Source organism: Ruegeria sp. C10, from assembly GCF_056537805.1.
Genome location: NZ_JBQFSC010000001.1, coordinates 1665844 through 1690558 on the forward strand (window position 1 = coordinate 1665844; position 24715 = coordinate 1690558).

23 protein-coding genes are annotated in these 24715 nt (G+C 58.0%); 7 read left to right on the forward strand and 16 right to left on the reverse strand.

Annotated elements, in window-relative coordinates:
- The first annotated feature begins 76 nt into the window (after positions 1 to 76).
- Genes ACR0DE_RS07995 through ACR0DE_RS08005 form a run of 3 tightly spaced genes read left to right on the forward strand, consistent with a single transcriptional unit; the run spans position 77 to position 2335 of the window.
- Entirely contained in the window at positions 77 to 496 is a 420-nt protein-coding gene (locus tag ACR0DE_RS07995; RefSeq protein ID WP_010438901.1) for a PaaI family thioesterase, read from the forward strand.
- Position 497: 1 nt separating this feature from the next.
- On the forward strand, positions 498 to 1016 hold the full coding sequence (locus ACR0DE_RS08000; RefSeq protein ID WP_170391910.1) for a PaaI family thioesterase: 519 nt from the start codon (positions 498 to 500) through the stop codon (positions 1014 to 1016).
- A 2-nt stretch (positions 1017 to 1018) separates the two neighbouring features.
- Complete coding sequence (locus tag ACR0DE_RS08005) at positions 1019 to 2335, forward strand: MATE family efflux transporter (RefSeq protein ID WP_480752474.1); 1317 nt, start codon at positions 1019 to 1021, stop codon at positions 2333 to 2335.
- Here ACR0DE_RS08005 and arsC read toward each other — a convergent pair.
- From arsC to ACR0DE_RS08025, 4 genes are read right to left on the reverse strand one after another with little or no spacing between them, the layout of a single operon-like run.
- Positions 2332 to 2673, reverse strand: coding sequence for an arsenate reductase (glutaredoxin) (gene arsC, locus ACR0DE_RS08010; RefSeq protein WP_480752475.1), 342 nt, complete (start codon positions 2671 to 2673; stop codon positions 2332 to 2334). The two genes, ACR0DE_RS08005 and arsC, sit on opposite strands and share 4 nt — an antisense overlap.
- Positions 2670 to 3728 carry a quinone-dependent dihydroorotate dehydrogenase gene (locus ACR0DE_RS08015; protein WP_480752476.1) on the reverse strand — a complete coding sequence of 353 codons (1059 nt, stop codon included), beginning with the start codon at positions 3726 to 3728 and terminating at the stop codon, positions 2670 to 2672. Before ACR0DE_RS08015 ends, arsC begins: the two co-directional genes overlap by 4 nt.
- Entirely contained in the window at positions 3725 to 4156 is a 432-nt protein-coding gene (locus tag ACR0DE_RS08020) for a DUF1330 domain-containing protein (protein WP_170420906.1), read from the reverse strand. The genes ACR0DE_RS08015 and ACR0DE_RS08020 overlap by 4 nt, the downstream gene beginning before the upstream one ends.
- A complete protein-coding gene (locus tag ACR0DE_RS08025) occupies positions 4153 to 4491 on the reverse strand; it encodes a DUF952 domain-containing protein (RefSeq protein WP_170401286.1) in 339 nt (112 codons plus the stop codon). The genes ACR0DE_RS08020 and ACR0DE_RS08025 overlap by 4 nt, the downstream gene beginning before the upstream one ends.
- Before the next feature lie 108 nt (positions 4492 to 4599).
- On the opposite strand from ACR0DE_RS08025, the gene ACR0DE_RS08030 reads away from it, so the two are divergent.
- Positions 4600 to 6177 carry a bifunctional metallophosphatase/5'-nucleotidase gene (locus ACR0DE_RS08030; protein WP_480752477.1) on the forward strand — a complete coding sequence of 526 codons (1578 nt, stop codon included), beginning with the start codon at positions 4600 to 4602 and terminating at the stop codon, positions 6175 to 6177.
- Between the two features lie 51 nt (positions 6178 to 6228).
- On the opposite strand, the gene ACR0DE_RS08035 is transcribed toward ACR0DE_RS08030, so the two are convergent.
- Positions 6229 to 7881 carry a tetratricopeptide repeat-containing sulfotransferase family protein gene (locus tag ACR0DE_RS08035; protein WP_480752478.1) on the reverse strand — a complete coding sequence of 551 codons (1653 nt, stop codon included), beginning with the start codon at positions 7879 to 7881 and terminating at the stop codon, positions 6229 to 6231.
- Positions 7882 to 8032: 151 nt separating this feature from the next.
- On the opposite strand from ACR0DE_RS08035, the gene mnmH reads away from it, so the two are divergent.
- Positions 8033 to 9085 carry a tRNA 2-selenouridine(34) synthase MnmH gene (gene mnmH, locus ACR0DE_RS08040; protein WP_480752479.1) on the forward strand — a complete coding sequence of 351 codons (1053 nt, stop codon included), beginning with the start codon at positions 8033 to 8035 and terminating at the stop codon, positions 9083 to 9085.
- Here the strand turns inward: mnmH and selD are convergent.
- The 7 genes from selD to ACR0DE_RS08075 are packed head-to-tail and all read right to left on the reverse strand — an operon-like array spanning position 9076 to position 17162.
- A complete protein-coding gene (gene selD / locus ACR0DE_RS08045; RefSeq protein WP_480752480.1) occupies positions 9076 to 11235 on the reverse strand; it encodes a selenide, water dikinase SelD in 2160 nt (719 codons plus the stop codon). The two genes, mnmH and selD, sit on opposite strands and share 10 nt — an antisense overlap.
- Before the next feature lie 5 nt (positions 11236 to 11240).
- Positions 11241 to 11627 (reverse strand): Na+/H+ antiporter subunit G, encoded by a 387-nt coding sequence (locus ACR0DE_RS08050; RefSeq protein WP_170401276.1) that lies wholly within the window; start codon positions 11625 to 11627, stop codon positions 11241 to 11243.
- Positions 11628 to 11634: 7 nt separating this feature from the next.
- Positions 11635 to 11904: a K+/H+ antiporter subunit F gene (locus ACR0DE_RS08055; protein WP_170563653.1), complete on the reverse strand. Its 270-nt coding sequence runs from the start codon at positions 11902 to 11904 to the stop codon at positions 11635 to 11637.
- Positions 11901 to 12398, reverse strand: coding sequence for a Na+/H+ antiporter subunit E (locus ACR0DE_RS08060; RefSeq protein ID WP_170392908.1), 498 nt, complete (start codon positions 12396 to 12398; stop codon positions 11901 to 11903). Before ACR0DE_RS08060 ends, ACR0DE_RS08055 begins: the two co-directional genes overlap by 4 nt.
- A complete protein-coding gene (locus ACR0DE_RS08065) occupies positions 12398 to 13936 on the reverse strand; it encodes a monovalent cation/H+ antiporter subunit D (RefSeq protein WP_170609354.1) in 1539 nt (512 codons plus the stop codon). The genes ACR0DE_RS08060 and ACR0DE_RS08065 overlap by 1 nt, the downstream gene beginning before the upstream one ends.
- Positions 13933 to 14292: a Na+/H+ antiporter subunit C gene (locus ACR0DE_RS08070; RefSeq protein WP_170391885.1), complete on the reverse strand. Its 360-nt coding sequence runs from the start codon at positions 14290 to 14292 to the stop codon at positions 13933 to 13935. Before ACR0DE_RS08070 ends, ACR0DE_RS08065 begins: the two co-directional genes overlap by 4 nt.
- Positions 14292 to 17162, reverse strand: a complete 2871-nt coding sequence (locus ACR0DE_RS08075) for a monovalent cation/H+ antiporter subunit A (RefSeq protein ID WP_480752481.1) — start codon at positions 17160 to 17162, stop codon at positions 14292 to 14294. Before ACR0DE_RS08075 ends, ACR0DE_RS08070 begins: the two co-directional genes overlap by 1 nt.
- 220 nt (positions 17163 to 17382) lie before the next feature.
- On the opposite strand from ACR0DE_RS08075, the gene ACR0DE_RS08080 reads away from it, so the two are divergent.
- On the forward strand, positions 17383 to 17856 hold the full coding sequence (locus tag ACR0DE_RS08080) for a rhodanese-like domain-containing protein (protein WP_170635948.1): 474 nt from the start codon (positions 17383 to 17385) through the stop codon (positions 17854 to 17856).
- A complete protein-coding gene (locus tag ACR0DE_RS08085) occupies positions 17853 to 18668 on the forward strand; it encodes a PHB depolymerase family esterase (protein WP_170391879.1) in 816 nt (271 codons plus the stop codon). Before ACR0DE_RS08080 ends, ACR0DE_RS08085 begins: the two co-directional genes overlap by 4 nt.
- Here ACR0DE_RS08085 and mdoH read toward each other — a convergent pair whose 3' ends face one another.
- From mdoH to ACR0DE_RS08105, 4 genes are read right to left on the reverse strand one after another with little or no spacing between them, the layout of a single operon-like run.
- The gene (gene mdoH / locus ACR0DE_RS08090; protein ID WP_480752482.1) at positions 18669 to 20540 is read right to left on the reverse strand and encodes a glucans biosynthesis glucosyltransferase MdoH; all 1872 of its coding nucleotides are present in this window, start codon (positions 20538 to 20540) and stop codon (positions 18669 to 18671) included.
- Positions 20537 to 22036, reverse strand: a complete 1500-nt coding sequence (locus ACR0DE_RS08095; protein WP_480752483.1) for an OpgD/OpgG family glucan biosynthesis protein — start codon at positions 22034 to 22036, stop codon at positions 20537 to 20539. The genes mdoH and ACR0DE_RS08095 overlap by 4 nt, the downstream gene beginning before the upstream one ends.
- The gene (locus ACR0DE_RS08100) at positions 22033 to 23250 is read right to left on the reverse strand and encodes an OpgC family protein (RefSeq protein WP_170594865.1); all 1218 of its coding nucleotides are present in this window, start codon (positions 23248 to 23250) and stop codon (positions 22033 to 22035) included. Before ACR0DE_RS08100 ends, ACR0DE_RS08095 begins: the two co-directional genes overlap by 4 nt.
- Before the next feature lie 33 nt (positions 23251 to 23283).
- Entirely contained in the window at positions 23284 to 24654 is a 1371-nt protein-coding gene (locus ACR0DE_RS08105; protein WP_480752485.1) for a tetratricopeptide repeat protein, read from the reverse strand.
- Between the last annotated feature and the right edge of the window lie 61 nt (positions 24655 to 24715).

The following is a 24715-nucleotide window of genomic DNA, read 5'->3' on the forward strand; positions in this document are numbered from 1 at the left end:
AGCGCAACAGGTGGGCTTGCCCTTGGTGTAAACGCAGGCCCATAAAGGGGCAGGTACAAGGACAGGACCCAACCCCATGGTCGATAAGACAGTTTTAGCGCGCCAGTTCATCGAGGCGATTCCGCACGCCAAGGCCTTGGGGCTTGATCTGACCCACATCGGAGAGGGCGAGGCTGAAATCTCGATGCCCTATAACGAGCAACTGATCGGCGATCCTCGGACTGGCGTGATCCATGGCGGGGCTGTGTCGGCCATGCTGGATACCTGTTGCGGTGCCGCAGTGATGAGCCACCCCTCAGCCCCGGGAGGAACCGCCACCATCGATCTGCGTATTGATTACATGCGGGCCGCAACGCCGGGTCAAAGTATCCGGACCCGCGCGACCTGCTATCACATCACGCGCAACGTGGCTTTTGTGCGGGCGACGGCGACGGATGATGACAGCGACCGTCCCGTTGCCACCGCTTCAGGTGCCTTCACCGTGGAGGGTCGCTAAGATGGCAAGACCTCGCCCAGAACCTATGCAGGTGGTCAAGCAACGCCGTGATGCCGCATTGACCGCGCTGGTCGAAGGTGTGCCGTATATTCGGTTCCTTAATATAACATTCGACCGGCGGGGGGACGAACTGACAGGCGTTCTGAATTTCGATGAGAAGTTGATCGGTAATCCTTTTCTACCCGCTATCCACGGTGGGGTGACAGCGGCGTTTCTGGAAGTCACTGCCGTAATCACGCTGAGTTGGGAACATATGTTTCCCAGGATTGAAAGCGGTGAGATCGGTGCGGAGGACATCCTGACTGACGTGAATATCCGCTTTCCCAAAACCATCGACTTCACGGTCGACTACCTGCGGTCTGGCCTGCCGCGAGACGCCTATGCGCGCGCTTTCATCAATCGCTCGGGTCGACGTTATGCCTCTGTCCGGGTCGAAGCCTGGCAAGACAATCACGCCAAACTCTTTGCGCAAGGTACGGGGCACTTCCTGATGCCGCAATCTCCGACATCGAAAGACTAAAGATGGAGGACGCCTCAGCGCCCATTACCCATAGGCGCGTCCTGAAAATCGCGTTGCCGATCGTGCTGTCGAACGCGACCGTACCGATCCTCGGGGCAGTGGATACCGGCGTTGTCGGTCAGATGGGGCAGGCCGCCCCCATCGGGGCTGTGGGTATGGGTGCGGTGATCCTGTCGGCGATCTACTGGATATTCGGCTTTCTGCGGATGGGCACCACCGGGCTAGCGGCACAGGCGCGCGGTGCAGGTGACACTGCAGAAACCGGAGCGTTGCTCATGCGAGGCTTGCTGCTGGGCGGAACAGCAGGATTGGTCTTCATTGCCGCGCAGGTTTGGGTATTCCTTGGAGCTTTTGCACTGTCGCCCGCCAGCGCCGAAGTCGAGTCTCTGACGCGCGCCTATCTGGAGATTCGCATCTGGGGCGCTCCAGCCACGATTGCCCTTTATGCGGTGACAGGCTGGCTGATCGCAGTCGAGCGCACGCGAGGTGTATTCATCCTGCAGATATGGATGAATGGGCTGAATATAGCGCTGGATCTATGGTTTGTGCTTGGCCTGGGCTGGGGTGTCGAGGGCGTTGCCATCGCGACACTGATTGCCGAGTGGACGGGTCTTGCCCTGGGTTTGTGGCTTTGTGGTGATGCGTTTGGCGGCAAGCAATGGCGGGATTGGCCGCGTATTTTTGATGCCGCACGGCTGCGCCGGATGATGCAGGTGAATGGCGATATCATGGTGCGCTCGGTTCTGTTGACCGGAGCATTCACCACGTTTTTGTTTGTCGGTTCCGATCTGGGCGACGTGAATTTGGCGGCCAATCAGGTGTTATTGCAGTTTCTCGAAATCACCGCGTTCGCTTTGGACGGATTTGCTTTCTCGGCTGAAGCTCTTGTCGGAGGAGCCGTCGGTGCTCGCGACCGCCGCAAGGTCCGGCGCGCGTCGGTCATGGCTTCGCAGTGGGGCGTTGGCGGGGCCATCGGGCTTGGGCTGGTGTTTTATCTGGCAGGGCCCGCGCTGATCGATCTGATGTCAACATCGCCCGAGGTTCGGGCGACGGCACGCGAATATCTGATCTGGGCCGCTCTGGCACCGATCATCGGAGTGGCAAGCTGGATGTTCGACGGCATCTATATTGGGGCCACCTGGACCCGCGATATGCGCAACGCGATGATCCAGTCGGTCGCGTTGTATGTGGTGGCGTTGTTCGTGCTGGTGCCGACGATGGGTAATCATGGTCTCTGGGCCGCGCTGATGGTCTTGAACATCGCGCGTGGTCTTACGCTTGGTTGGCGCTATCCGCGACTTGAGGCACAGATCGCCTAAAGCAAGTCCAGCAGGTTCTCGGGCGGGCGTCCGATAGCGGCTTTGTCGCCCGCGATGGCCAGCGGACGCTCGATCAGGATCGGGTGGTCGGCCATGGCCTGAACAAGCTCCTCATCGGGCGAGGTCTTGGCCAGACCAAGCTCTTTGAATGTTTTCTCTCCGGTGCGCATCATGCTGATCGCCGGGATATTCAGCTTGGCCAGAACCGTCCGGATTTCATCGGCCGAGGGCGCGTCTTCGAGGTATTTGCGCACCTCAGGATCTGCGCCGTTTTCCTGCAGCAACGCCAACCCCGCGCGGGATTTGGAACAGCGCGGATTGTGCCAATATTCGATCATAGCCAGTCCTCTCGTTTACTGCCCACCGCTTGCGCGACCGAATCGAAGCCGTCGCGCTCCAGCAGCGTGTCCAACCCCTGTGCGATGTCAACGGCCAGGGAAATCCCGCCATAGACCATCGCCGTGTAGAACTGCACTGCGGACGCTCCGGCGCAGATCTTGGCATAGGCCTGTTCTGCGGTACTGATGCCGCCGACCCCGATCAGCGGGATATCTGCGCCCGTCAACTGGCTGAGCTGCGCCAGCACCCGCGTCGATTTCTCGAATAACGGCGCGCCGGACAGGCCTCCGGCCTGATCCTTGTGCGCACTGCGCAGGCCATCGCGAGACAGTGTGGTGTTGGTGGCGATCACCGCGTCCACACCGGTTTCACGGGCGACATCGGCGATGTCCTGCAATTCGGCCTCGGTCAGGTCCGGGGCAATTTTCAGGAAGATCGGGATTGGGCGGGGCAGGGCGTTTCGGGTTTCGATCACACCGCTCAGCAACGAAGTTAGCGCCGCTTTGCCCTGCAGATCCCGCAGCTTTTCGGTATTGGGCGAGGATACGTTGACGGTGGCAAAGTCCAAATGCGCAGCGCAATGGGCAAGCACTTTTGCGAAGTCTCCGGGGCGATCATCACTGTCTTTGTTGGCCCCAAGGTTCAACCCGATCACCGCGTCCTTTGGACGCCGCGCCAGACGCGCGGCCATGACCCCCATTCCCTCGTTGTTGAAGCCAAAGCGGTTGATGGCGGCGCGATCTTCGGTCAGGCGGAACAAGCGCGGCTTAGGATTGCCGGGCTGCGGACGGGGTGTCACCGCCCCGACTTCGATAAACCCGAACCCGGCACGCGAAAGCGGCAACAGTGCTTCACCATTTTTGTCAAACCCTGCGGCCAGTCCGACGGGGTTGGGCAAATCCAGACCCGCGACTCGGGTCTTCAGCCGGTCCGATGTGACCGGCCCAGGCGTCGGTGCAAGCCCCGAGGTCAGGGCCTTGATCGAAAGCCCATGCGCGGTTTCCGGGTCAAGACGGTGCAGCGCAGCGAGCCCAAGTTTTTCGGTCAGTTTCATCCGAAGGAATCTCCACCCTCTGTCGGCGCGCAACGTATCAGGCGCGAGGTTTCAACGGCGGCCTGCCGGTGTATCACCGCGGCGCGATAGGCAGGGTCGGTCACCATCTCAAGAAATGCGTGGGCGGTGGGGTAGCGGGCGATGAACACAGCATCCCAAGCCTCATTTTGTGGACCGATCAGCATAGTCTGAAATGCGCCGCGCCAAAGGATCGACGCTCCTATGCGGGCGACGATAGGCGCGGTTTCAGACCCGTATTTGCCATAGGCCTGTGCGCCGGTCAGATGTGCGCCGGCCAGTGCGTGATCGGACGGATACTGAGCTGTTTCGCGAAACTTCACCAGATTGAGCATCTCGATAGGATGGTCTCGATCGAGGGCCTTAAACGCCTCGAACTGTTCGCGTTCGGGATCGATGAAGCGGGTCATTCCATCTCCTGCGGGAACTGGTGCGCCTGACCGTCAAAGGGCAGATCGCGTGACCAGACCACATCCGACATTTTAATCTGGCGGTAGAGATGGGGGAACAATGCGCCACCACGCGAAACCTCCCATTTCAGATCATCGCCCATTGCTTGGCTATCACAGGCCAAGAGGGTCAGGCCCTCGATCCCGGCAAAGTGCTTGGCAGCGGTTTCAGCGGCCTGTTCTGCGGTTGAGAAATGAACATATCCATCCGAAACATCAATCGGTGCACCATCCGAAGCCCCTTGTGCTTGCAGGTTGGCCCATTCATCGGCGCGAAAGATCTTGTAAATCAGCATGAAGTCCTGATGCCCCGCACGACGGGTAGAATCAAGCCGGATTTCCCCCTTTGACTCTTCGCCACGCAACGCGCACCATCGCGCAAAACAATCATAGGGAGTTTCACGATGTTCACCCGTTTTCTGGCTTCGGCTGCGGTATTGGGGCTAAGCGCCGGTATGGCGGCTGCCGAATACAAGCTTACGATTCTGCATACAAACGATTTTCACTCGCGCTTTGAGCCGATCAACAAGTACGACAGCGCCTGTGGCGACGAAGACAATGCCGAAGGCAAGTGCTTTGGTGGATCGGCGCGCCTTGTGACGGCAGTCGAAGAGGCCCGCGGACGGGCCGATAACTCGATCCTCGTTGATGGGGGCGACCAGTTCCAGGGCTCGCTGTTCTATACCTACTACAAGGGTAAGGTTGCGGCTGAGTTCATGAACAAGCTGGGCTATGACGCCATGACTGTGGGCAACCATGAATTCGACGATGGCCCTGAGGTGCTGCGCGGCTTCATCGACACGGTCGATTTCCCGGTGCTGATGTCCAACGCCGATTATGCGGATGAGGAACTGCTGACCGACAAGATCAAGAAATCGGCTGTGATCGAAGTGGGCGGCGAAAAGATCGGTCTGATCGGACTGACGCCGGAAGACACGCACGATATCGCGTCACCCGGTCCAAACATCACCTTCTCTGATCCAGTTCCTGCCGTTCAGGCTGAGGTCGACAAGCTGACCGGCGAAGGTGTGAACAAGATCATCGTTCTCAGCCACTCAGGCTATGTCGTCGATCAGCGCGTGGCGCAGGAGACCACGGGCGTTGACGTGATCGTGGGTGGGCATTCAAACACATATCTTTCGAACACATCCGACAAGGCCGCCGGACCGTACCCTACCGTCGTAAACGGGGTGCAGATCGTTCAGGCCTATGCCTATGGCAAGTTTCTGGGTGAATTGAATGTGACATTCGATGATGACGGAAATGTTGTATCCGCAGAGGGTGAGCCGCTGATCATGGACAATGCGGTGACCGAGGATCAGGCCGCGCTGGACCGCATCGCCGAGCTGGCCGTTCCGCTGGATGAAATTCGCAACAAGGTTGTCGCGGAAGCGTCAGCTTCGATTGAAGGCGACCGGTCCGTTTGTCGCGTGCAGGAATGTGAGATGGGCAATCTTGTTGCGGATGCCATGCTGGCGCGGGTTGCCGATCAGGGCGCCCAGATTGCGATTGCGAACTCGGGTGGGCTGCGCGCCTCGATCGATCCGGGTGAGGTGACCATGGGTGAGGTGCTGACAGTTCTGCCGTTCCAGAACACGCTCTCGACCTTCGAGATCAGCGGTCAGGGTGTGATCGATGCGCTTGAAAATGGGGTGAGCCAAGTTGAAGAGGTCAAAGGCCGCTTCCCTCAGGTGGCAGGAATGACATTTACCTGGGATCCATCGGTTGCCCCGAATGAGGGCCGGATTGTTGAGGTCATGGTCGCCAAGGATGGCGGTTTCGAAGCTATTGATCCAGCTGCGACATATCTGGTGGTGACAAACAACTATGTCCGCAATGGCGGCGATGGTTATTCTGTGTTCTCGGGTGATGACAAGAACGCCTATGATTTCGGGCCTGATCTGGCGGATGTTACGGCGGAATATCTAGCCGAGAACGCCCCGTATCAGCCTTATCTGGACGGGCGCATCAAACAGAAGTGATGTGACCGGAGAAGCAAAAAAAGGCCGTCTCTCGGGGCGGCCTTTTTTTGGTCAATCGAACCTGTATTCGGGCCACAACGCCTGATCCAGCCCATCCAACATCGGCTGAATTTGATCCGCAACCTCTTGCCAGCCACCAATTGACCCGGTTGAGATTTTCTTGCGCACCTGATCGGTGCTGGCGGTGCGGACTTTCCTAGTATTTTTCTCAGGGGTCATCATCCGCTCATCCCAGTCGATACCGCAGAAGGCGGCGACTTGCTGGATACAGGTTTTGGGGTCGACTACCAGGTCCTCATATCGAACCGTCAGAATACGATCACCGAACAGCTTTTCCCAATGAGATAGATAGCACCGGTACAGGTTGGCCGAGTGGGCAATCGATTCAAGATTGGATGCATAGCGCATACCCGGTGAATGAAAACGCCTGATCCATTTTGATAGCCCCACATCCCTTGGATCGCGCAACATGTTGATCACGCGGGCATTCGGGAACGCTGACAATATGAAGCCGAGCCGCTGATAGTTATGTGGCATCTTGTCAACGAATGCGGTCGAACTTTCGGGTAAGGGTGGCATCAGCCTGCGAAACTCTGCTGCACATTCAGCAGCTGCGTCTGCGTCAAACGGTTTGCCGCTCTCTCTGACCTTCTGGGATAATTCACCTGCAATCGTCAGCTCTCCGCAGCCGGCGATATCCGGTGCCGAACTAAGCATCATTTCCATCAGTGTTGTGCCTGATCGTGGCTGTCCGACCACGAATATCGGCTTGGGCCCATCGCTTACGCCTGCTGTCGCAGGGGGTACATTCAGGGGAAAAAACGCGCTGATTTCTTTGAACCGTTTCTCTTCTTGCGTACTGTCATAGGGATTCACGTTGTGTTGAATGGCATTGGCCCGCGCAAAGTGGGGGAGCGCCGAAAACAGCCCATCACGTTTGGAGATCAAGTGCGCCTTTGCGAATTCAAGCACCGAGTTGGCGTGATCACTTTCTGAAATTGCGGTGTCGACAGCACGCGCAAGGCTCTCGGCATGGTCATTGTCCACCATTAGAGACATTTGGTAGAGTGCCGCCGCGCAAAACTTGTTTCTCTCGAGTACAGCGCGCAAAATGGTTTTTGAGCCCTCTTTGTCGCCCGATTGATACAAGTCTACGGCTTTTGACAATGCGATTTTTTCATTTTCAGGTGCGATCCCATAAGCGCGGGCAATGTCCTGAGAGCTGTGATCGGAGAATCCGACCTCTCCGTAGGCGCGGGCCCGCAACCAAAGCAAATCTGCATTGTCAGGGTCTTTTTCCAGTTTTTTCGTCGTATGGTCGATGATCAGGCGCCAATTCTGTCCCTTGAGTTGAATTTCATCAATCACGCGGACCAGTTCTTTGTTATTCGGGAAGCGTTCAAGTTTCTGCTCGGCATAAGACAGCGCACGCGGAATTTGACCTGTCTGCATTAACGCGTTGGCGAGGTTTTCGACAAATTGAGCATCGTCCGGTTTCATTCGCGATGCTTCAGCGAAGTGTGGAATGGATTGCTTGTACCGCTTCATCTCGGTCAGGACAAAGCCTGCGATTGCTTGGTAATCGGCATCCTTGGGGTGTTTCTTGATGCCAAGCTGCGCTTTTTTCAAGGCCTGCGGCAACTTCCCTGTCTCCAGATCGGCCAATGCTTTGCTCTTGAGGGAATTTGCGGTCTGCTGTGCCATTTGTGCGCACGTCCCATGCCAATAAGAAACCAGTATCGATGGTTCATTACCCAAGCGAAGATGGTTTGCAATGGCTGTTCCGTATTATGGTCTGGTACCTTCAACAGCGGCTTGGGTTTTCTTCCGGCACCATGCGGGATAGACCGTTGATATGGTTTTGAAAGTCTCCAGCCTGCAGCAATTCTACAACCACACGTTTGATACGATTATCGACGTGCGTAGCCCGGCTGAGTTCGCCGAAGACCATATGCCGGGCGCTATCAATCTGCCGGTTCTGAACAATGAAGAACGGGCACGGGTCGGTACTATCTACGTCCAGCAAAGCCCGTTTCTGGCCCGCAAGCTGGGTGCTGCGCTGGTGTTTCGCAACGCGGCAGGCCATATCGAGGCTCACCTGAGCCATCATGAGGGCGACTGGAAACCGCTGGTCTATTGCTGGCGTGGCGGGCAGCGATCAGGATCATTTACCTGGATGTTGCAACAAATCGGCTGGCGCGCCGAGGTGGTTGAAGGCGGCTATCGCAGCTATCGCCGACTGGTAAAGCAGTTCCTCTATGATGAAGTGTTGCCATATCGATTGGTCGCGCTGGATGGTTATACCGGGACGGCCAAGACAGACCTGTTGGGCCATCTAAAGGCGCAAGGCGCGCAAGTGCTGGACCTTGAAGGGCTGGCCAATCACCGAGGCTCATTGTTGGGCGAAATGCCGGGTGGGCAACCCAGTCAGAAAGCCTTTGAATCCGCGCTTGCCGCTTCCTTGGGCGAGCTGGATGCAGCGCGTCCGGTGGTTGTTGAAGCAGAATCATCCAAGATCGGAAACCTGATCCTCCCGCCCAGCCTGTGGTCGGCCTTGTGTTCTGCACCTCGCATCCAGATCACAGCACCGATTGCTGCGCGCACCGCGTATCTGGTGTCTGCCTACGATGACATTCTGTCGGATAGCGAACGGCTACGTGATCGATTGTCTCCACTGCGCATTCATCGCGGTCATGAGGTTGTGGTTGGTTGGCTGGAATTGATCAATGCCGGCGACAAGCGTGGACTGACACAGGCATTGATGGAACAGCATTACGACCCGGCCTATGCCAAATCGCGTAAGGCGCAGCGTGCCGAGGTGATCGCGCAGATTGAGGCACCGTCACTTGATGATACCGGGCTGTCGGCCACGGCGGCTCGGATCAAGAATGTTCTGGATCAGCTTTGAACACGCAGGCCCGATGTAGCGTCGATGTGACCAATCAGGGCGGCAGGGTAACCGGCGGCGCGTAGTTCCGAGCATACTTGCTCGGCTTTGTTGGCATCGACGGCCGCCAAGAGACCTCCCGCAGTCTGAGGATCGAATAATAAATCCGCCTTGCCGCCGGTCGGAAGGCCTGGGGCGATGGCACGGTTGTCGGTGTAGATTGTAGATCGAATGCCCTGATCACTGAGCTCTGCCGCACCTTCCAGAGCTGGAATCGCGTCCAAAGACAGGGTTGCCCCGCAGCCAGACGCTTCGCATACCCCTTGCAGGTGACCCGCCAGACCAAAACCGGTGACATCCGTCATCGCATGGGCATTTTTCAGGATGCGGGACGCCTCACCTTGTGGCTGTATCATTTGCGCGAAAGCTGCCGCGACCCAGGCGCCTTCCGCCTTGCCCGCCATTTCGGCCGCCATCAAAACACCGCTGCCCAACGGCTTTGTCAGGATCAAAGCGTCATTAGGTTTTGCGCCACCCAGCGTGATCGGTTCAGCATCACAGAGCCCGGTCAGAGTGAACCCGATGGTCATTTCGTCACCCATTGAGCTATGGCCGCCGACGATCTCAGCCCCGGCTTGGTGCATGACGTCGCTGGCAATATGCATGATCTCAGCCATTGTGCGCTGCTGCAACTCAGCTGACATGCGCGGCAGGATGATCGTTGCTGTCGCAGCCTGCGGACGAGCGCCCATTGCCCAGATATCACCAAGCGCGTGGACAGCGGCGATACGCGTCATCAAGGCGGGATCGTTGGTGAAGCTGCGTAAGTGATCCGATGTCATAACCTGTCGTGTGCCACCGGTTAGCAGCACCGCCGCATCGTCACCGGGCAGGGGTGTAATGTCGGGCCTGTCGAGCTGCGGCAACTCCTGCAATGCGGCCTGCAAAGCGCCTCGACCCACCTTTGCACCACACCCGCCGCACATTGGTTTTTCTCCCAACGCCTCTTGCAGCCCTGCTGCGTGATGACGGGGCAATGCGGTGGTGGGCATTTGGGGCAGTTCACGGAACCGGTTCATGAACTTCTGATCGATATGGTTTTTCCATTGCCACATGAGCGGCCCGCTGAATGATGTTCCCAAGCGCTCGGCCAGTGCGGATTTTCCACCCAGAGAGATGAGTTTCAGGTAATCCTTCTGCGGCACGTAACGCCGCATACTCCCAGACCCTAGCGCGGCGCGCAAATTGTCATACAGTATTGGTGCCTCGCGCACTGCGTAGACCCCTGCCTTGGGGCGCGGGTTCTCGGACAGATGGGCACAATCCCCGGCGGCGAAAATCGCCGGATCACTGGATTGCAGGGACGCGTTAACCTTGATGAAACCGTCATGCAGCGCGAGGCCGGTATTGGATATCCACTCATAGGGCCGCGCGCCTGCAGCACCGGTGATGAAATCGGCCGGTATCTGGCGACCGTCCGTTAGCTCGATTTCGCCCGCAGAAATCTTCTGGATTGATGCGTTTTCCAGAACTTCGATCCCCAGGTGCGCTATCGCCTGCCGGATGGTAGCGGATGCCTTCGGGACAGTCGCTGTAAGGGCTGTTGCACTGTCGATCAACGTAACCTGCGCTTCACGTCCTTTGGAACGCAGTGCATGGGCCATCGCCATGACTAGCTCTACTCCCGCAACGCCACCACCGATCACGGCGACCGAGGCGCGGCCCGTCCCTGAAATATAGCTTTGCCACTGCGCGGCGAAGAGGCCGAGCGGCTTGGCCGGAACGGCATGCTCGGCGAATCCCGGCAATGCTGGCATATCCGAGGTGATCCCGACATTGACCGAGGCCACATCAAACGCCACCGGCGGGCGTCCGGGCACATGGATTTGGCGTGTGTCCGGGTCGATACCTTCAACTGCGCCCAGTATCACCCGAGCACCGGCAAAGCGGGCCAGACGCACCAAATCAATATCAAGCTCCCACCGCTGATAGTGACCCGCGACAAATCCTGGCAACATGCCCGAATAGGGTGCGGTGGGACCGGGGTTTATCACCGTAACCCGCGCGCCGGACAGCGGTTTCATGCCCCATTTCCGCAGTAGCAGCGCGTGCGTGTGTCCTCCGCCTATCAGAACCAGATCGCGGGTTAGGGGCAGCAGAGGTGTGTGCATGGGTCTCAGTTCGTACTGTGGTCCGGGACGTCCTCGACCTGTTCGACCGCGTGGGTGGCCCAAAGCTCATCCTCGCCTGCGTCTGGCAGATCGCTGGGCTTTTCATGGCGATGAATGTGCCATTTGGCAATGAAAAGGGCCGTGATCGGAGCCGTCAGGAACAGAAAGAGCGTGATCAACAACTCGTGCATCGACAGTTTGCCCTCAAGCAAAACCGAATGCGCGATCGAGGCTAGCAGGACGCCGCCCACGCCCAGCGTAGTTGCCTTGGTGGGTGCGTGTAGGCGGGACATGGGGTCTTTCAGCTTGATCATGCCGAATGATCCGACAAAGCCGAAAATGCCCGATACGATCAGGAAGAATGCGATGAGCAGTTCGAAGATAAAGGTCATGCCACGCTCATTCGATGATATTGCCACGCAGCATAAAGCGCGCATAAGCCACGGTTGAGACAAAGCCGAGCATGGCGATGATCATGGCGGATTCAAAGAAGATTTCGGTCTCGATACTCAAGCCGTAAAGGATAAGCAGAGCAATGGTGTTGATCACCATTGTATCTAGGGCCAGAACACGGGTACTGACACCGTCGGCTGTAATGATACGCCACAAGCACATCATGATCGCAGCGCCGAAGCAGGCAAAAGCAAAGTAGATCGCATAGGTGATCATTCGAAAATCTCCTTCAGGCGGCGCTCATAGCGTTGTTTGATCTGGTCGCGCACCTCTTCGGGGTTCGGTGCATCCAGACAATGAACCAGCAGGTAGTGCCCTTGTGCGGACAAATCGCAACTGACGGTGCCAGGGGTCATGGTGATGGTTCCGGCCAGAACTGTGATGGCCTCGGGCGTGCGCAGTTCCAGCGGGACGCTGACAAAGCTTGGCTGGCGGTCGGCATCGCGCTTGAACAGGATGATCCGGGCCACCGCGATATTGGCCATCACGATATCCCATAAGACTACCAACATGTATTCCGCCACCATCGGCCAATTGCGCAGTTTCGGGCGATCCGGCCAATAGGGCTGAGTGATAAACGGAATGATGATTCCCAATAGCAGGCCAAAGACCACCGAGTTCAAAGACCCGGTGTTTGCCAGAAACACCCACACCAGTGTAAGTAGTGCGGTCAGATGGGGATGCGGAAATATACGGTGCAGAAGCTTCATCATTCTTCCCCTCCCAGCACGGCCGAAATGTAATCTTCCGGCGCGAACAGTTGCACCGCCGTGTTGCTGGCATATTGCAGCGCCGGACCTGCAAATAGCGTCAGCAGCACAAGTCCCAGAACTGCCCCGAACACCGAAGTAAAGGCGAGGCCCGGATAGGGCTCGGGGGCGGTTGGTAGGCCGGCTTCTTCGGTTGGCTCAGGCGTCACATTATGTTGGGCGTCGTGACTTTTCCAGAAGATCAGCGTTCCCGCGCGGGCCAGACCCACGATTGTGACGAACGACCCGATCAAGATCACGGCCCAGACCGCATTTGCATCGGGCGCGCCACGTGAGGCGTCCAGTACCAGCAGCTTGCCCACAAAGCCCGATAGTGGCGGCATGCCAGCCATCGCGATGGCGCCGACAAAGAACAGGGCTGAGATCAGACCGGATTGCGGCATCGGCCTCGAAGGGGCTATGGCTCCGCCACGGCGCTCCATTACCATGTCCGCGACAAGGAACAGCAGGGCCGTCGCCAGCGTCGAATGGAAGATATAGTAGAGCGCTGCCGCCGTCGCGGCCTCGCTAAACAACGAGATCGCAATCAGCAATGTGCCCATCGATGCGATGGCGCAAAAGGCCACCATTCGCGCGATATGTTGCGAGCCCAGAATGCCAATAGCGCCAACGGCCAATGTCAGCAGTGCTGCAGGTTGTAGCCAACTACCGACTAGCCCTTCGGTTGCGGCTACATCGGGCCCAAAGACCAGCGTATAGACCCGCAGGATCGAATAAGCACCGACTTTGGTCATGATCGCGAACAGCGCCGCAACGGGCAGCGGTGCATTTGCGTAGCTTGCAGGAAGCCAGAAATGCAGTGGCAAGACTGCAGCCTTGATACAGAAAACCAGTAATAGCAAGACTGCTCCAACCCGCAGCAAGGCGGTGTCTTCGGGTGGGATATCGGCCACGCGAACGGCCAGATCAGCCATGTTGAGCGTGCCGGTCACAGCATAGATCGTGCCCAAGGCAAACAGGAACAAGGTCGAGCCGAGCAGGTTATAGGCGACGTACTGAACACCGGCCTTCAACCGCACTGCGCCACCTGCATGCGTCATGAGGCCGTAAGAGGCAATCAGCAGGACCTCGAAAAACACAAAGAGGTTGAAGGCGTCGCCGGTGAGAAAAGCACCGCAGACACCCATTAGCTGAAAATGGAGTAGAGCATGGAAGTGTTTGCCTCTCTCATCCCAGCCAGAGCCGATGGCATAAAGGACAACCGGCAGGGCCAGCAGGGCCGTCAACAACACCATCATGGCCGAAAGTTTGTCCAACACCATTACGATGCCGAACGGTGCGGGCCAATTGCCGAGCTCATAGACCTGAACCTCGCCACCCGATGCCTGGGCGGTAATGGTCAAGGCGATACCCAGCAATCCCACGACGCCGGCGACCGAGAAGATGCGTTGAAGGTCCAAATGATATCGCAACACCATAATGATAAACGGGGCCAGGATCGCGGGCAGGACGATCGGCGCGACGATCCAATGGTTCATGCGTCTTCTCCCGGTGCGTCCACGCTATCGCTTGCGCTCATATCGATATGGTCATCCTTCGAGGACAGATAGGCGGACAGCGAGATCATCACGATCACCGCCGTCATCCCGAATGAGATCACGATGGCCGTCAACACCAGCGCCTGCGGTAGCGGGTCGGTATAGGGGACATCTTCATATTTGTTCAGAACGGCAGGTGCGTTCAGCGCCAGCCGCCCGGTGGCGAATAGGAACACGTTCACCGCATAGGTGATCAGGGACAGGCCCAGAATGACTGGGAATGTACGACGGCGCAGGATCAGAAATATCCCGGCGGCGGTCATGACGCCGACTGCAGAGGCTACGAGCGCTTCCATCAGGCCTGCTCCTTCTCGTTATCTTCATCCTGAGGGCTATCCCGCAGCGGGTTGATATCCATCGGGAATTCTTGTGCCATTCCCGGCTGCCACGCGAAGCGCGACAGGCTGTCGAGCGCCAGCATCACAGCGCCCAGTACCGCAAGGAAGACGCCGGTATCGAACAGAATCGCGGTGGCCCATTCGAATTCTTCCAGCGGGGGCCAGTGGATATAACCGAAATCGCTGGTCAGGAACGGGCGTTCATTGAACCATGCACCCAGACCAGTGGCAGCGGCGATCAGAACGCCCCAACCGATGGTGCCGTGATAGTAGAACCGCTGCCGTTCAATCGCCCAGGTATAGCCGCTGGCCATATATTGCATCAGGAAGGCGATCGCGACGATGAGGCCTGCGATGAAGCCGCCGCCGGGCTGGTTGTGGCCTCGGAAGAAGATATAGGCCCCGACCATCAATGCGATGGGCATCATCACGCGGGTGACGACCACCATCATCAATGGGTGAGAGTCACCCGACTGCGGCCAATGTGGTTTACGGTTCAGCAGGTAACTGCGCACATTGGTGCTCAGCACTGCTTCGGTCAGGGCGTAGATGATCAGGGCTGCGATGCCCAGCACGATGATCTCGCCAAAGGTATCAAAACCCCGGAAGTCGACGAGGATCACGTTCACGACGTTGGTGCCACCGCCACCCTTGTACGAATTGGCCAGATGGAATTCCGAGATCGTTGGGAAAGCAAAATCCCGCATCATCAGCGCATAGATCAAAGCGCCTGAGCCGATCCCGGCAACCACCGAAATTGCCGCATCACGCCAACGCCGTGCCGCGCTGCTGTCCCAGGGTGTGTCGGTCGGCAGAAAGTTCAGCGACAACAACAGCAGGATCATCGTCACCACTTCGACCGAAATCTGTGTCAGCGCCAGATCGGGGGCAGAAAGGTAGTTGAATGCCATCGAAACGATCAGGCCAACCACCCCGATCAACACCAGTGACAGCAGACGGTTGCGGTGGAACCACATGATCGCCAGCGTCGCACCCACCAGACAGATCCAGCCGATGATCGGGATGACCTGAGCCTCAAGCGGTACGCGTGTTTCAACGCCAATGGTGCCGGTGGTGTAGGCGTAGTAGCCAAGCCCAACGACAAAAGCCACGAAGATGATCGCATACCGGCTGAGCACACCATTATGCAGCTCGTCCGTAATCCAGCGGCTGAGACGGGTCAGCGCGTCGATGATTGCCTCGAAGATCACCTTTGCCTCGGGCCGGGGCAGGGCGTTCCATATCTGGTCGCCGCGTTTGTGCAACGACAGCAGGAACAGGCCTCCCAGCGTCGCGACCACCGACATGTAAAGCGCAGGTGTAAAGCCGTGCCACAGTTTCAGCGAGTAATAAGGCAGCTTCTCGCCCCCGATCACCGCGCTGGAGACAACCGCGACAAGCGGGCCAACGATGGCTGCGGAATAAAGACCGATCAGGACAACCAGCACCACAAGGAACGCCGGCGCCAACCAAAGACCGACAGGCGGGTCATGCGGATGCGCGGGGTAATCGTCCCGCTCGGGCCCAAGGAAGACATGGCTGACAAAGCGAAAGGAGTAGGCCGCTGAAAATAGCGCAGCCAAAAGCGCCAAGCCGGGTACCAAGTAAGGCGAGTTAAGCCAAGTCGTGTGGACTGTCTCTTCCAGCATCATCTCTTTCGAGAGGAAGCCATTCAGCGGTGGCAGACCGGCCATCGACAGGGCAGCGATGGTGCCGATAGTAAACGTGATCGGCATCAGATGCCGCAAACCACCCAGCCGTTTGACATCGCGTGTGCCGGTCTCGTGGTCCACGATCCCGGCGGTCATGAACAAGGCCGCCTTGAACGTCGCGTGGTTGATGATGTGGAAGACGGCTGCAACAGCGGCGATCGTCGTGCCAAAGCCCAGTAGCATCGTCACGAGACCCAGATGGGACACCGTCGAAAACGCCAACAGCGCCTTTAGGTCATCCTTGAACAGCGCAATCACGGCACCCAGCAGCATGGTGATCAAACCGGTAGTGGCGACGATGTAGAACCACGCATCCGTACCCGCCAGAACCGGCCACATCCGGGCCATCAGGAACAGGCCTGCCTTCACCATTGTGGCCGAGTGCAGATAGGCCGACACCGGCGTCGGTGCCGCCATCGCGTGCGGCAGCCAGAAATGGAACGGGAATTGCGCCGATTTGGTGAAACAGCCAAGCAAGATCAGGATCAGCGCAGGAAGGTAGTACGGCGAGGACTGGATCAGCTCTTTGTTCTGCAGAATGACACTCAGGTCATAAGATCCCACGATATTGCCGAGGATAAGCATCCCTGCGATCATCGCCAGCCCGCCCGAACCGGTCACGGCCAAAGCCATACGCGCGCCTTGACGACCCTCGGGCAGGTGCTTCCAATAACCAATCAGCAAGAATGAACTGAGCGACGTAAGTTCCCAGAATATTAGCAGAAGCAGGATATTGTCAGACAGAACAATTCCCACCATCGCGCCCTGAAACAGCAGCAGGCAGGTATAGAACTGCCCCATCGGATCCTCGCGCGACAAGTAGAATCGTGCGTAGAGGATGATCAGAAGACCGATGCCCAGGATCAGCAGGGCGAACAAAAAACCCAGGCCGTCCAGCATGAAGTTCGCGTTTAGTCCAAGCCCGGGTATCCAGTCGAACCGCGCGGTCACAACATCACCGCGCATGACGCTGGGAATGTGGATCAGCAATCCCATCAACGCGAGGAAGGTGGTCAACCCAGCCGCTGATGCTGCTGCGTTTCGTCCTGCCCGGATCAGGAGGGCCGGAAAGACAGCTCCGAGGAAGGGAAGGGCCGCGATAAGGAATAGGGACAAGTGCGATACTCCGGTCTGTGCGGTCAATATGACTGAATTGCTAGGGATAATTTATTGACTGTCCGGAAATTGCAAGGTTCCGAAAGGTCCTAAAGCGCACATATTGGACGTGATCTACCTGTGTAACTATGACGCGAACTTGATCTGAGGGTTGGATTTCCTGAAAGCGTCGCGAATTGCCATATGATAATACCGATCTGACAATGCAGGAGAGTGCCGCATGGCAGAAGGGAAAGGCCGAACCCGCAGATGGGTCCTATTGGGCGGAGGGGCCGCCATTGCAGCGGGTTTCGCAATCCGCGAATACCGGTTGATCCCGCAGGCCTATGCTGGTGGTCAGATTGCGGTGGCCACGGCCCATCAACAGGTTCTCGACGGCACGATCCATCTTATCGATATCCGAACCCCACGCGAATGGCGGGCGACCGGGGTTGCCGAAGGGGCGTATCCGCTCGACATGCGCCGCGAGGATTTTGTGCAGGCGCTGGACCACCTGCTCGGGGGGGACCGATCTGCACCTGTCGCACTGATCTGTGCACGCGGGGTGCGCTCGGCCCGATTAAGCAATCGACTGACCGAGGCTGGATTTACCAATATCATCGACGTGCCCGAGGGCATGCTGGGTTCTGCGGCGGGGCCCGGTTGGGTGCGGGCTAGGTTGCCTGTCAACGCTTATGAAGAGGAAAAGGGATGAGTGTCAGACACTGGTTGGCCGCGTGCTTTGTTTTTGCCGGGCAACCCGGCCTTGCGGCTTGTGGCGATACCGAGGGGATGTGCGAAACCGCATCAGGCGGATATCACATCGAACTGCCGAAAGCGGAGAACCCTCCGCTGGTTGTGTTCCTGCACGGCTATGGCGGCAGCGCCACCGGTACGCTCAAGAACCGATCCATGGTCGAGCCACTGCTGGCGCGCGGCTACGCGGTGATGGCACCGGAAGGGTCCGAGAGAAACGGCCGAAAAAGCTGGAACTTCTTTCCCGGTTGGGAAGGTCGGGATGAACCCGCGTTTCTTCGTGAAGTAGTGCAGGACGCTGCCGACCGGTTTGATATCGACCCGGATCGCGTGGTGCTGGGCGGCTTCTCGGCTGGCGCGTTCATGGTTTATTACCTCGCCTGCGCTGCGCCGGATTCATTTTCTGCTTATGTCCCGGTTTCAGGCGGGTTCTGGCGGCCACATCCCGAAAGCTGTGATGGTCCGGTACGCATGTTCCACACCCATGGTTGGACGGACAATGTGGTGCCGCTGGAGGGCCGCCTTTTGGGCGGAGGCCGTTTCCACCAGGGCGATATCTTTGCCGGATTGGAAATCTGGCGGGTCGCCAATGAGTGTGCCGATACCAAGCCCAGCGGGTTTTCTACCACGGGCCAGTTTATGCGTCGCAACTGGATGGGATGTGCCGAAGGTAGCGCCTTGGAATTTGCTCTGTTCCCGGGCGGCCATACGGTGCCAAACGGCTGGGCTGATATGATGGTAGACTGGTACGAAGGCTTGCCCGGCGGGTGATCATTCCGCCGGTGTGATCACGCCTTTGCCTTCGATCAATCGCTTCAACTCATCGCGATAGCGCCGGGCTGAGCGTGTAATTGCAGGCTCACTGACATCTTCGCGCATACCAACCATACGGCGCGCGGTGCCTGCCGATACGCCGCTGAGCGCAGACAATGGGATCGCCAGTGCCAGGCTGATCGCAATCGGGGCCAGCCAGACCGAGACCAGACCGGCGAGGATGCCAACGCTAAGCGCGACGCCGATGATAGTCTCAAGGCTGTGGCATAGGATCAGCGTGCGCAGCCCGTAGCTGCCACCATCGCGCGCTTGCGGGGACCAGCCCTTTTGAATGCCCAACGTGGTGCGGAACACTGCAATCATCTGCTGCACCATAAGTATAGGGGCATAGAGGATCGACAGGATGACTTCGGACAGAAATGAAGTGAAGAATTTCCGCGTTCCGCCGAAATCGGAATAGCGCACACCGCTGAGGGGCAGAGCAGCGACGCCCAAAACCTTGGGTGCCAATAGCATCGCATACATCACCAGAATGATCAGCACATGGCGTGTTTCGGACATTTCTGGCCATTGCGGGAACAGCGGATTGTCCGGGCTGAAGTAATGCAGGACCGAGGCGTCCTTGCCCTGACCGATCAAGGCCCACATCACCAAAAGTGCGAACCATAACGGCGACATCAGATATCCGACCGCACCGTGGAACATATGGAACCGCGAGACTGCGCGGAAGCCGGTCGAACCCAGCAGTTTCAGGTGCTGCAGGTTGCCCTGACACCAGCGGCGATCGCGCATTGCGTGGTCAATGAGGGTTGGGGGTGTTTCCTCATATGATCCGCGTATGCGCGGCAGAAAGCGCACGGCCCATCCTGCGCGGCGCAGCAATCCTGCCTCGACGAAATCGTGGCTCATGATCAGTTTGTCTTGTCCGTTGAGCGACCGCAACTTGGGCAGACCTGCGCTAGAAGCAAATGCACAGGTGCGAATGATGGCGTTGTGGCCCCAATAATTGCCTTCTTGCCCGCACCAGCGCGCGAGGCCTTCGGCAAAGGCAATACCATAGACGCCGTTGGCAAACTGCTGCATCCGGGCAAAGACCGATTGCGCGCCAATAAGCTGCGGATAGCTTTGGATCAGGCCTGCGCCGGGATCGCGGGCTAGCGCATCGGTCAGACGCGAGATCGCGCGACCCGTCATCAGGCTGTCGGCATCCAGCACCAACATCGCGTCCCAGTCCGCGCCCCAGCGGCTGACCCAATCGGCAATATTACCGACCTTGCGATCCGTATTCTGGGGGCGGCGGCGGTAATAGAGTTCAAGCCCCGGTGCCAGCGTGGTCCGCAACGCCTCAACGCTGGCCTGTTCCTGCGCGGCGATCTCGGGGTCGCGCGTGTCGGATAAAATGAACATGGCATAGTGGTGCTGACCACCGCGTTTCTGCAGGTCTTCCAGCATCGTGCGGGCGTTGCCGAGCACGTTCCACGGCACCTCGTTATAGACAGGCGTCAAAAGCGCCACGCGCAACGGTTGCGAGCGTCCTTCACGCTTTGGCTGCTCTTGCCGGGACAGCGAGACCATGCCCAGCAGCACGGTGCAGACCGTGAAAGAAATCCAGAAGAAATTGAACGAGATTAGCGTCAGCAGGATACCTTCGACCAGATTAATCCCTTCGGCGCTGAACCAGTCGGACATGACCCAGAGCAGACCCAAAGCCGCCGCCATGGCAGGTGAGAAGACCAGCGCGCGCCAAAACCCGACAGAGGGATTTCGACCCCCGGCAGGTACCTGCGCATCGCGGAATCCCTGCGCAAAGTTCTGGGCTGGCATCGCTAGAGGGGCCTCGGGCGGCATGATATGAAGATCGCGGTTCATATGGTCCAACGGTAAAGCCAGACTTCAGAGGCTGGTTGTTTGTCTTTCAGCAACTGCGCGCGCAGTTCCACGTGGTTGCGTTCGCCTGGTTCGAATGAGAACGCCAGCCGCAACCCGCCCGTGTCTGGGTTACGCTGCAGAACGCCTTCTGAAGTTTCGGCATGGGGCGAGTCGACAAACACCGTGATGGCCTCGGGATCGTCAAGCAGCTCACTGGCTTCGAAATCAATCACAGCCAAACGGCCCTCGCCGAACGTGTTGTCGCCCATCGCGGTGTTGATCACGCGGGCCATAGGGGTGTGCTGCGGTTCCTCGCCCCAGATCAGGCGATAGGACAGATCAATCTGGCTGCCTGCTGCGTAGGGTTCCATCGGGCGCCAATAGGCGACGATGTTGTCATAAATCTCCTGATCCGCTGGGATTTCGACAAGCGTGACAGTGCCTTTACCCCAGTCTTCGCTGGGTTCGACCCACAAGCTTGGGCGTTTGTGATAATTGGCTTCAAGATCCGCATAGTCCGAGAACTTGCGCTTGCGTTGCATCAGGCCAAAGCCGCGGGGGTTTGTGTCGACAAAAGACGAGATCTGCAGGCGAGTCGGGTTCGCAAGCGGGCGCCACAGAACCTCTCCTGCGCCGTTGCGGATCATCAACCCGTCACTGTCGTGCACTTCGGGGCGAAAATCATCGAAACGGCTGTGATTAGTCTGATCGAACAGGAACATAGATGTGCCGGGCGCGATACCGACATGGGGCAGTTCGGTACGTGGGAACAGGGTGGCTTCAATATCCATCACGCAATCTGAACCGGCGGTAACGTGGAAGCGATAGGCCCCTGTAACGCTTGGGCTGTCCATGAGCGCATGAACGACCATGTTACGTTGATCCGGTTCTGGACGCTCCAACCAGAAACGAATGAACTCGGGGAATTCCTCGCCATCTGGATCGCCGGTCTTCAAGGCGAGCCCTCTGGCCGAAAGGCCATAGACTTCGTGCAAACCGATGGCGCGGAAATAGCTGGCCCCTTGCCAAACGCAGAACTCGTCTGTCTCGCCAGGACGGTGCATCTCAGTACGCAGGCGTAGACCTGAAAAGCCCAGCGTGTCGTCAATGGGCAGCTCAGGTACGTCTTCAGACTTATCAAACATGGCTAGATCAAAGGCGACCGGCTTGGTCATACCGTCCTCGACGGTCGATACTTTCACTGTGCGTGGAAAATACAGGCCCGGCGTGAAAAAATCGACGTTGAAGGGCGTCTCGGTCTCGTACCACAGCGCGCGATCCAGCCGGAACCGGATTGAACGGTATTGCTGATACGTCAGGTCCTGCCACTCCTGCGGAACCATCTCACGCTCTGCATAATCGCGGCTGGCCAGGTCGCGGGCCATTGCGATGACGTCGTCTCGGCTGAACGGGGTCTCTCCACCTGTGGCATATGCCGCTGGGGCGAAGGCCAGAGCGGTTGATGAGGCGAGAAAAGCGCGACGTGTAAAGTTCATTTCTTTGATTTCCAAGGTTGTGACTTGAACCAGGCGGCCAGATAAGCCACGCCGATGATCATGGCAAAGCCAATCATGTTGGCGATGAACACACTGGCAACATCCCGCCCACTCAGGTCCAGTCCGACGCCGATAAGTCGTGCTGCTGCCATAGAAAATACGAACACCGCGAGCGATTGCTGACCCACTTTGGTGATGATGGTCAGCAGGAACTGCCAGACCTTTGCGGCTGCCCCATGACCGGTCGCTATCAGGCGACGGCCATGCTCACCGGCGATAACCCAACCCAGATAGGCAAGCGACAGAAAATGCAGATATCGGAATAGACCAAAGTCGGTCTTGTCGCGAAATTCTTTGGTCACTGGCCAGACCTTGCGAATCTCATCAGCCAGATCAGGGGCTGCTGCATTGATCCAAGTGAATACCTTCCACGAGCCGAACGGCATCGAGAAGATCAAAAACAATGCTGCCGCCCAGATCAGAGTTTTCGACACCGGCGGCGCTGGAATCCAACCTCGCATGAACGCAAAGCCGGTGAAGAACAGCAATTGCCACCCGAATGGGTTGAAGAACCACTGGCGCTCTGACCAGGGCTCGGCCGGCAGGTCAAGGTAGTCGAATTGTGCAACGAGCCAGATCGTGACCGAGGCCATGGCGACCGCCCAGAATCCGATACGATATAGCCCCATAAACAGGGGCATCATCGCCAGTACCACCAGATACATCGGTAGAATATCGAAGTAGTTCGGCACATAGGTCAGGGTGAACAGTCCGACGATCTGTGACGCCGGATCGTTGAAGAAATGCTGTAGATTGAGAGAGGAGATATAGTTTTTCTCGAACAGCCCACTCTGGTTCAGGGCCGCCATTGTCATCGCGACAAAGAAGAACAGGCAGATATGCGCCCAGTAGACCTGCCAGATGCGAAAGCTCACGCGTGCGGTGCCCATCCACCAGCCTTTGCGCATGAACGCCCCCCCAAAAGCAATTGCCGAAGCCATGCCTGAACAGAATACGAAGATCTCGGTTGCGTCCGAAAAGCCAAAGCGGGCAGGTATCCATTTGGCCCACGGATCGTTCGGAATATGGGCAATCAGGATGATGAACATCGCGATGCCGCGATAGAAATCCAACCGCGGATCGCGCGTAGCGGCGGGGGCGGCGACCTGAGACGCCACCGGAGCAAAATCAGAAGCGGGCGATGCGGTCGCCATACGGTTTCTGTCCTTCTTGGTCTTTTATTGTTGTTATTCGGCGGGGACGCTTTGTGCGTCGCCGCTGTCGCGTGCGGCCTCGATCAATTCTCGGCGGGCGAGGGCGTAATTGTCCTCTCCCCCGGCACGTTTGGCGCGGCGGTCGTCCAGGATGCGCTCGACAGCATCCAGGCGGCCAGCGCGCAGGCCGGAATCAATGGTGATACGCTCGAATACATCACGTTGGGCGTGGCTGCCACCCGCCAGTTGCATCCCACCCCGGGCATTTGAAAGAAAATCAAAGGCTTGACCGTAAAGGCCTTCTCCAAAGGCCTCAAGCCCCTTGGCGGCGGCAATGCCCGGGTCGGACATGCGGATCGGCGTGTCACCCTGATTGCGCTGGGCGTCATTTTGAATACGCTGCAGCATATTTGCCGTAGCCTCCGAACGATTGTCCCCGGTCAATGCCAGCAAGTAGTGAAGATCGGCGAAGATCAAGCATCCGTCTTCGGTTCGGGCTGCGCTGAGATCGGCCAGTTCTTCCCAGCGGTTGCCAACATCAACGCCCTCAAGCTCTAGCCGGGACAGCAGCGAGGTTGCATTCGAGATATCGCGATAGTCGTCGGTTTTGTCCTGGCGGATGTGATGATCGTAAAGCGCTATAACTTGATCGACTTGCCCCAAATCCAGATGCATCAGCGCCTTGTGCCACCAGACATGATAGCGGAAATTGTTGCAATGCGCCCAAGCGTCCTCACGTCCCGCGAGCCAGTCCAGTCCCAGCTGCGCGTTGCCCGTCATCTCGTGCACGTGCGCTACAGCGTGCAATCCCCAGGCGTCGTCCGAAACCATCCATAGGGCCTGACGACCGGCGATTTCGGCTTTCTCGTAGGCGCCGGTTTCCTCCAGCGCGAACGAGTGGCATCCCAGCAAGTATCCACGTCCGGCGTGGTCGGGTTCATACGCTGGCATCACCCGTTCGATCGACCGACGCATCCCCGCAGCATCGCCCAGAACGAAACGCGTCGCATGGCTGAGCTTCATGGCCAAAGTATCAGTTGGGTGCGCTCGCAGAATCTCTTCAAATTTCTGAACGGCCTGTGATGGAAGGTCGGCCATATACAAACCCAGCGCCTCGGCATATAGCCTTTCCCGGGCTGAAACTGGCTGACGCTCCATTGCTGCATTCGCGGCACTCAGCGCTTCGGCAGCGACCACGATCATCTCGCGCCGGCCCAGCAGAACCATGAACAGCCCCTTGACGGCATGGCCCAGCGCAAAGTCCGGCTCAAGCTCCAGAACCTTGCCCAGATGTTGCGGTGTGACAGCGGCATGCGCCATGAACCCAAGGAGAACACCATCCCATGCCTCGACGCTTGCGGGCTGGTTCAGGGTGTTCATCTGTCCAAAGACGTCTTGTTTCATACTCGGGTCCAATCTGATTGCGACGTTCTACACTGTTCGATGTAACAGAGTGTGCAGCCGG

What these genes read in the sequence shown, in the direction of transcription:
- ACR0DE_RS07995 (WP_010438901.1), top strand. Translation starts at nt 77, where the DNA reads ATGGTCGATAAGACAGTTTTAGCGCGCCAGTTCATCGAGGCGATTCCG.
- ACR0DE_RS08000 (WP_170391910.1), top strand. Translation starts at nt 498, where the DNA reads ATGGCAAGACCTCGCCCAGAACCTATGCAGGTGGTCAAGCAACGCCGT.
- ACR0DE_RS08005 (WP_480752474.1), top strand. Translation starts at nt 1,019, where the DNA reads ATGGAGGACGCCTCAGCGCCCATTACCCATAGGCGCGTCCTGAAAATC.
- arsC (WP_480752475.1), bottom strand. Translation starts at nt 2,673, where the DNA reads ATGATCGAATATTGGCACAATCCGCGCTGTTCCAAATCCCGCGCGGGG.
- ACR0DE_RS08015 (WP_480752476.1), bottom strand. Translation starts at nt 3,728, where the DNA reads ATGAAACTGACCGAAAAACTTGGGCTCGCTGCGCTGCACCGTCTTGAC.
- ACR0DE_RS08020 (WP_170420906.1), bottom strand. Translation starts at nt 4,156, where the DNA reads ATGACCCGCTTCATCGATCCCGAACGCGAACAGTTCGAGGCGTTTAAG.
- ACR0DE_RS08025 (WP_170401286.1), bottom strand. Translation starts at nt 4,491, where the DNA reads ATGCTGATTTACAAGATCTTTCGCGCCGATGAATGGGCCAACCTGCAA.
- ACR0DE_RS08030 (WP_480752477.1), top strand. Translation starts at nt 4,600, where the DNA reads ATGTTCACCCGTTTTCTGGCTTCGGCTGCGGTATTGGGGCTAAGCGCC.
- ACR0DE_RS08035 (WP_480752478.1), bottom strand. Translation starts at nt 7,881, where the DNA reads ATGGCACAGCAGACCGCAAATTCCCTCAAGAGCAAAGCATTGGCCGAT.
- mnmH (WP_480752479.1), top strand. Translation starts at nt 8,033, where the DNA reads ATGGTTTTGAAAGTCTCCAGCCTGCAGCAATTCTACAACCACACGTTT.
- selD (WP_480752480.1), bottom strand. Translation starts at nt 11,235, where the DNA reads ATGCACACACCTCTGCTGCCCCTAACCCGCGATCTGGTTCTGATAGGC.
- ACR0DE_RS08050 (WP_170401276.1), bottom strand. Translation starts at nt 11,627, where the DNA reads ATGACCTTTATCTTCGAACTGCTCATCGCATTCTTCCTGATCGTATCG.
- ACR0DE_RS08055 (WP_170563653.1), bottom strand. Translation starts at nt 11,904, where the DNA reads ATGATCACCTATGCGATCTACTTTGCTTTTGCCTGCTTCGGCGCTGCG.
- ACR0DE_RS08060 (WP_170392908.1), bottom strand. Translation starts at nt 12,398, where the DNA reads ATGAAGCTTCTGCACCGTATATTTCCGCATCCCCATCTGACCGCACTA.
- ACR0DE_RS08065 (WP_170609354.1), bottom strand. Translation starts at nt 13,936, where the DNA reads ATGAACCATTGGATCGTCGCGCCGATCGTCCTGCCCGCGATCCTGGCC.
- ACR0DE_RS08070 (WP_170391885.1), bottom strand. Translation starts at nt 14,292, where the DNA reads ATGGAAGCGCTCGTAGCCTCTGCAGTCGGCGTCATGACCGCCGCCGGG.
- ACR0DE_RS08080 (WP_170635948.1), top strand. Translation starts at nt 17,383, where the DNA reads ATGGCAGAAGGGAAAGGCCGAACCCGCAGATGGGTCCTATTGGGCGGA.
- ACR0DE_RS08085 (WP_170391879.1), top strand. Translation starts at nt 17,853, where the DNA reads ATGAGTGTCAGACACTGGTTGGCCGCGTGCTTTGTTTTTGCCGGGCAA.
- mdoH (WP_480752482.1), bottom strand. Translation starts at nt 20,540, where the DNA reads ATGAACCGCGATCTTCATATCATGCCGCCCGAGGCCCCTCTAGCGATG.
- ACR0DE_RS08095 (WP_480752483.1), bottom strand. Translation starts at nt 22,036, where the DNA reads ATGAACTTTACACGTCGCGCTTTTCTCGCCTCATCAACCGCTCTGGCC.
- ACR0DE_RS08100 (WP_170594865.1), bottom strand. Translation starts at nt 23,250, where the DNA reads ATGGCGACCGCATCGCCCGCTTCTGATTTTGCTCCGGTGGCGTCTCAG.
- ACR0DE_RS08105 (WP_480752485.1), bottom strand. Translation starts at nt 24,654, where the DNA reads ATGAAACAAGACGTCTTTGGACAGATGAACACCCTGAACCAGCCCGCA.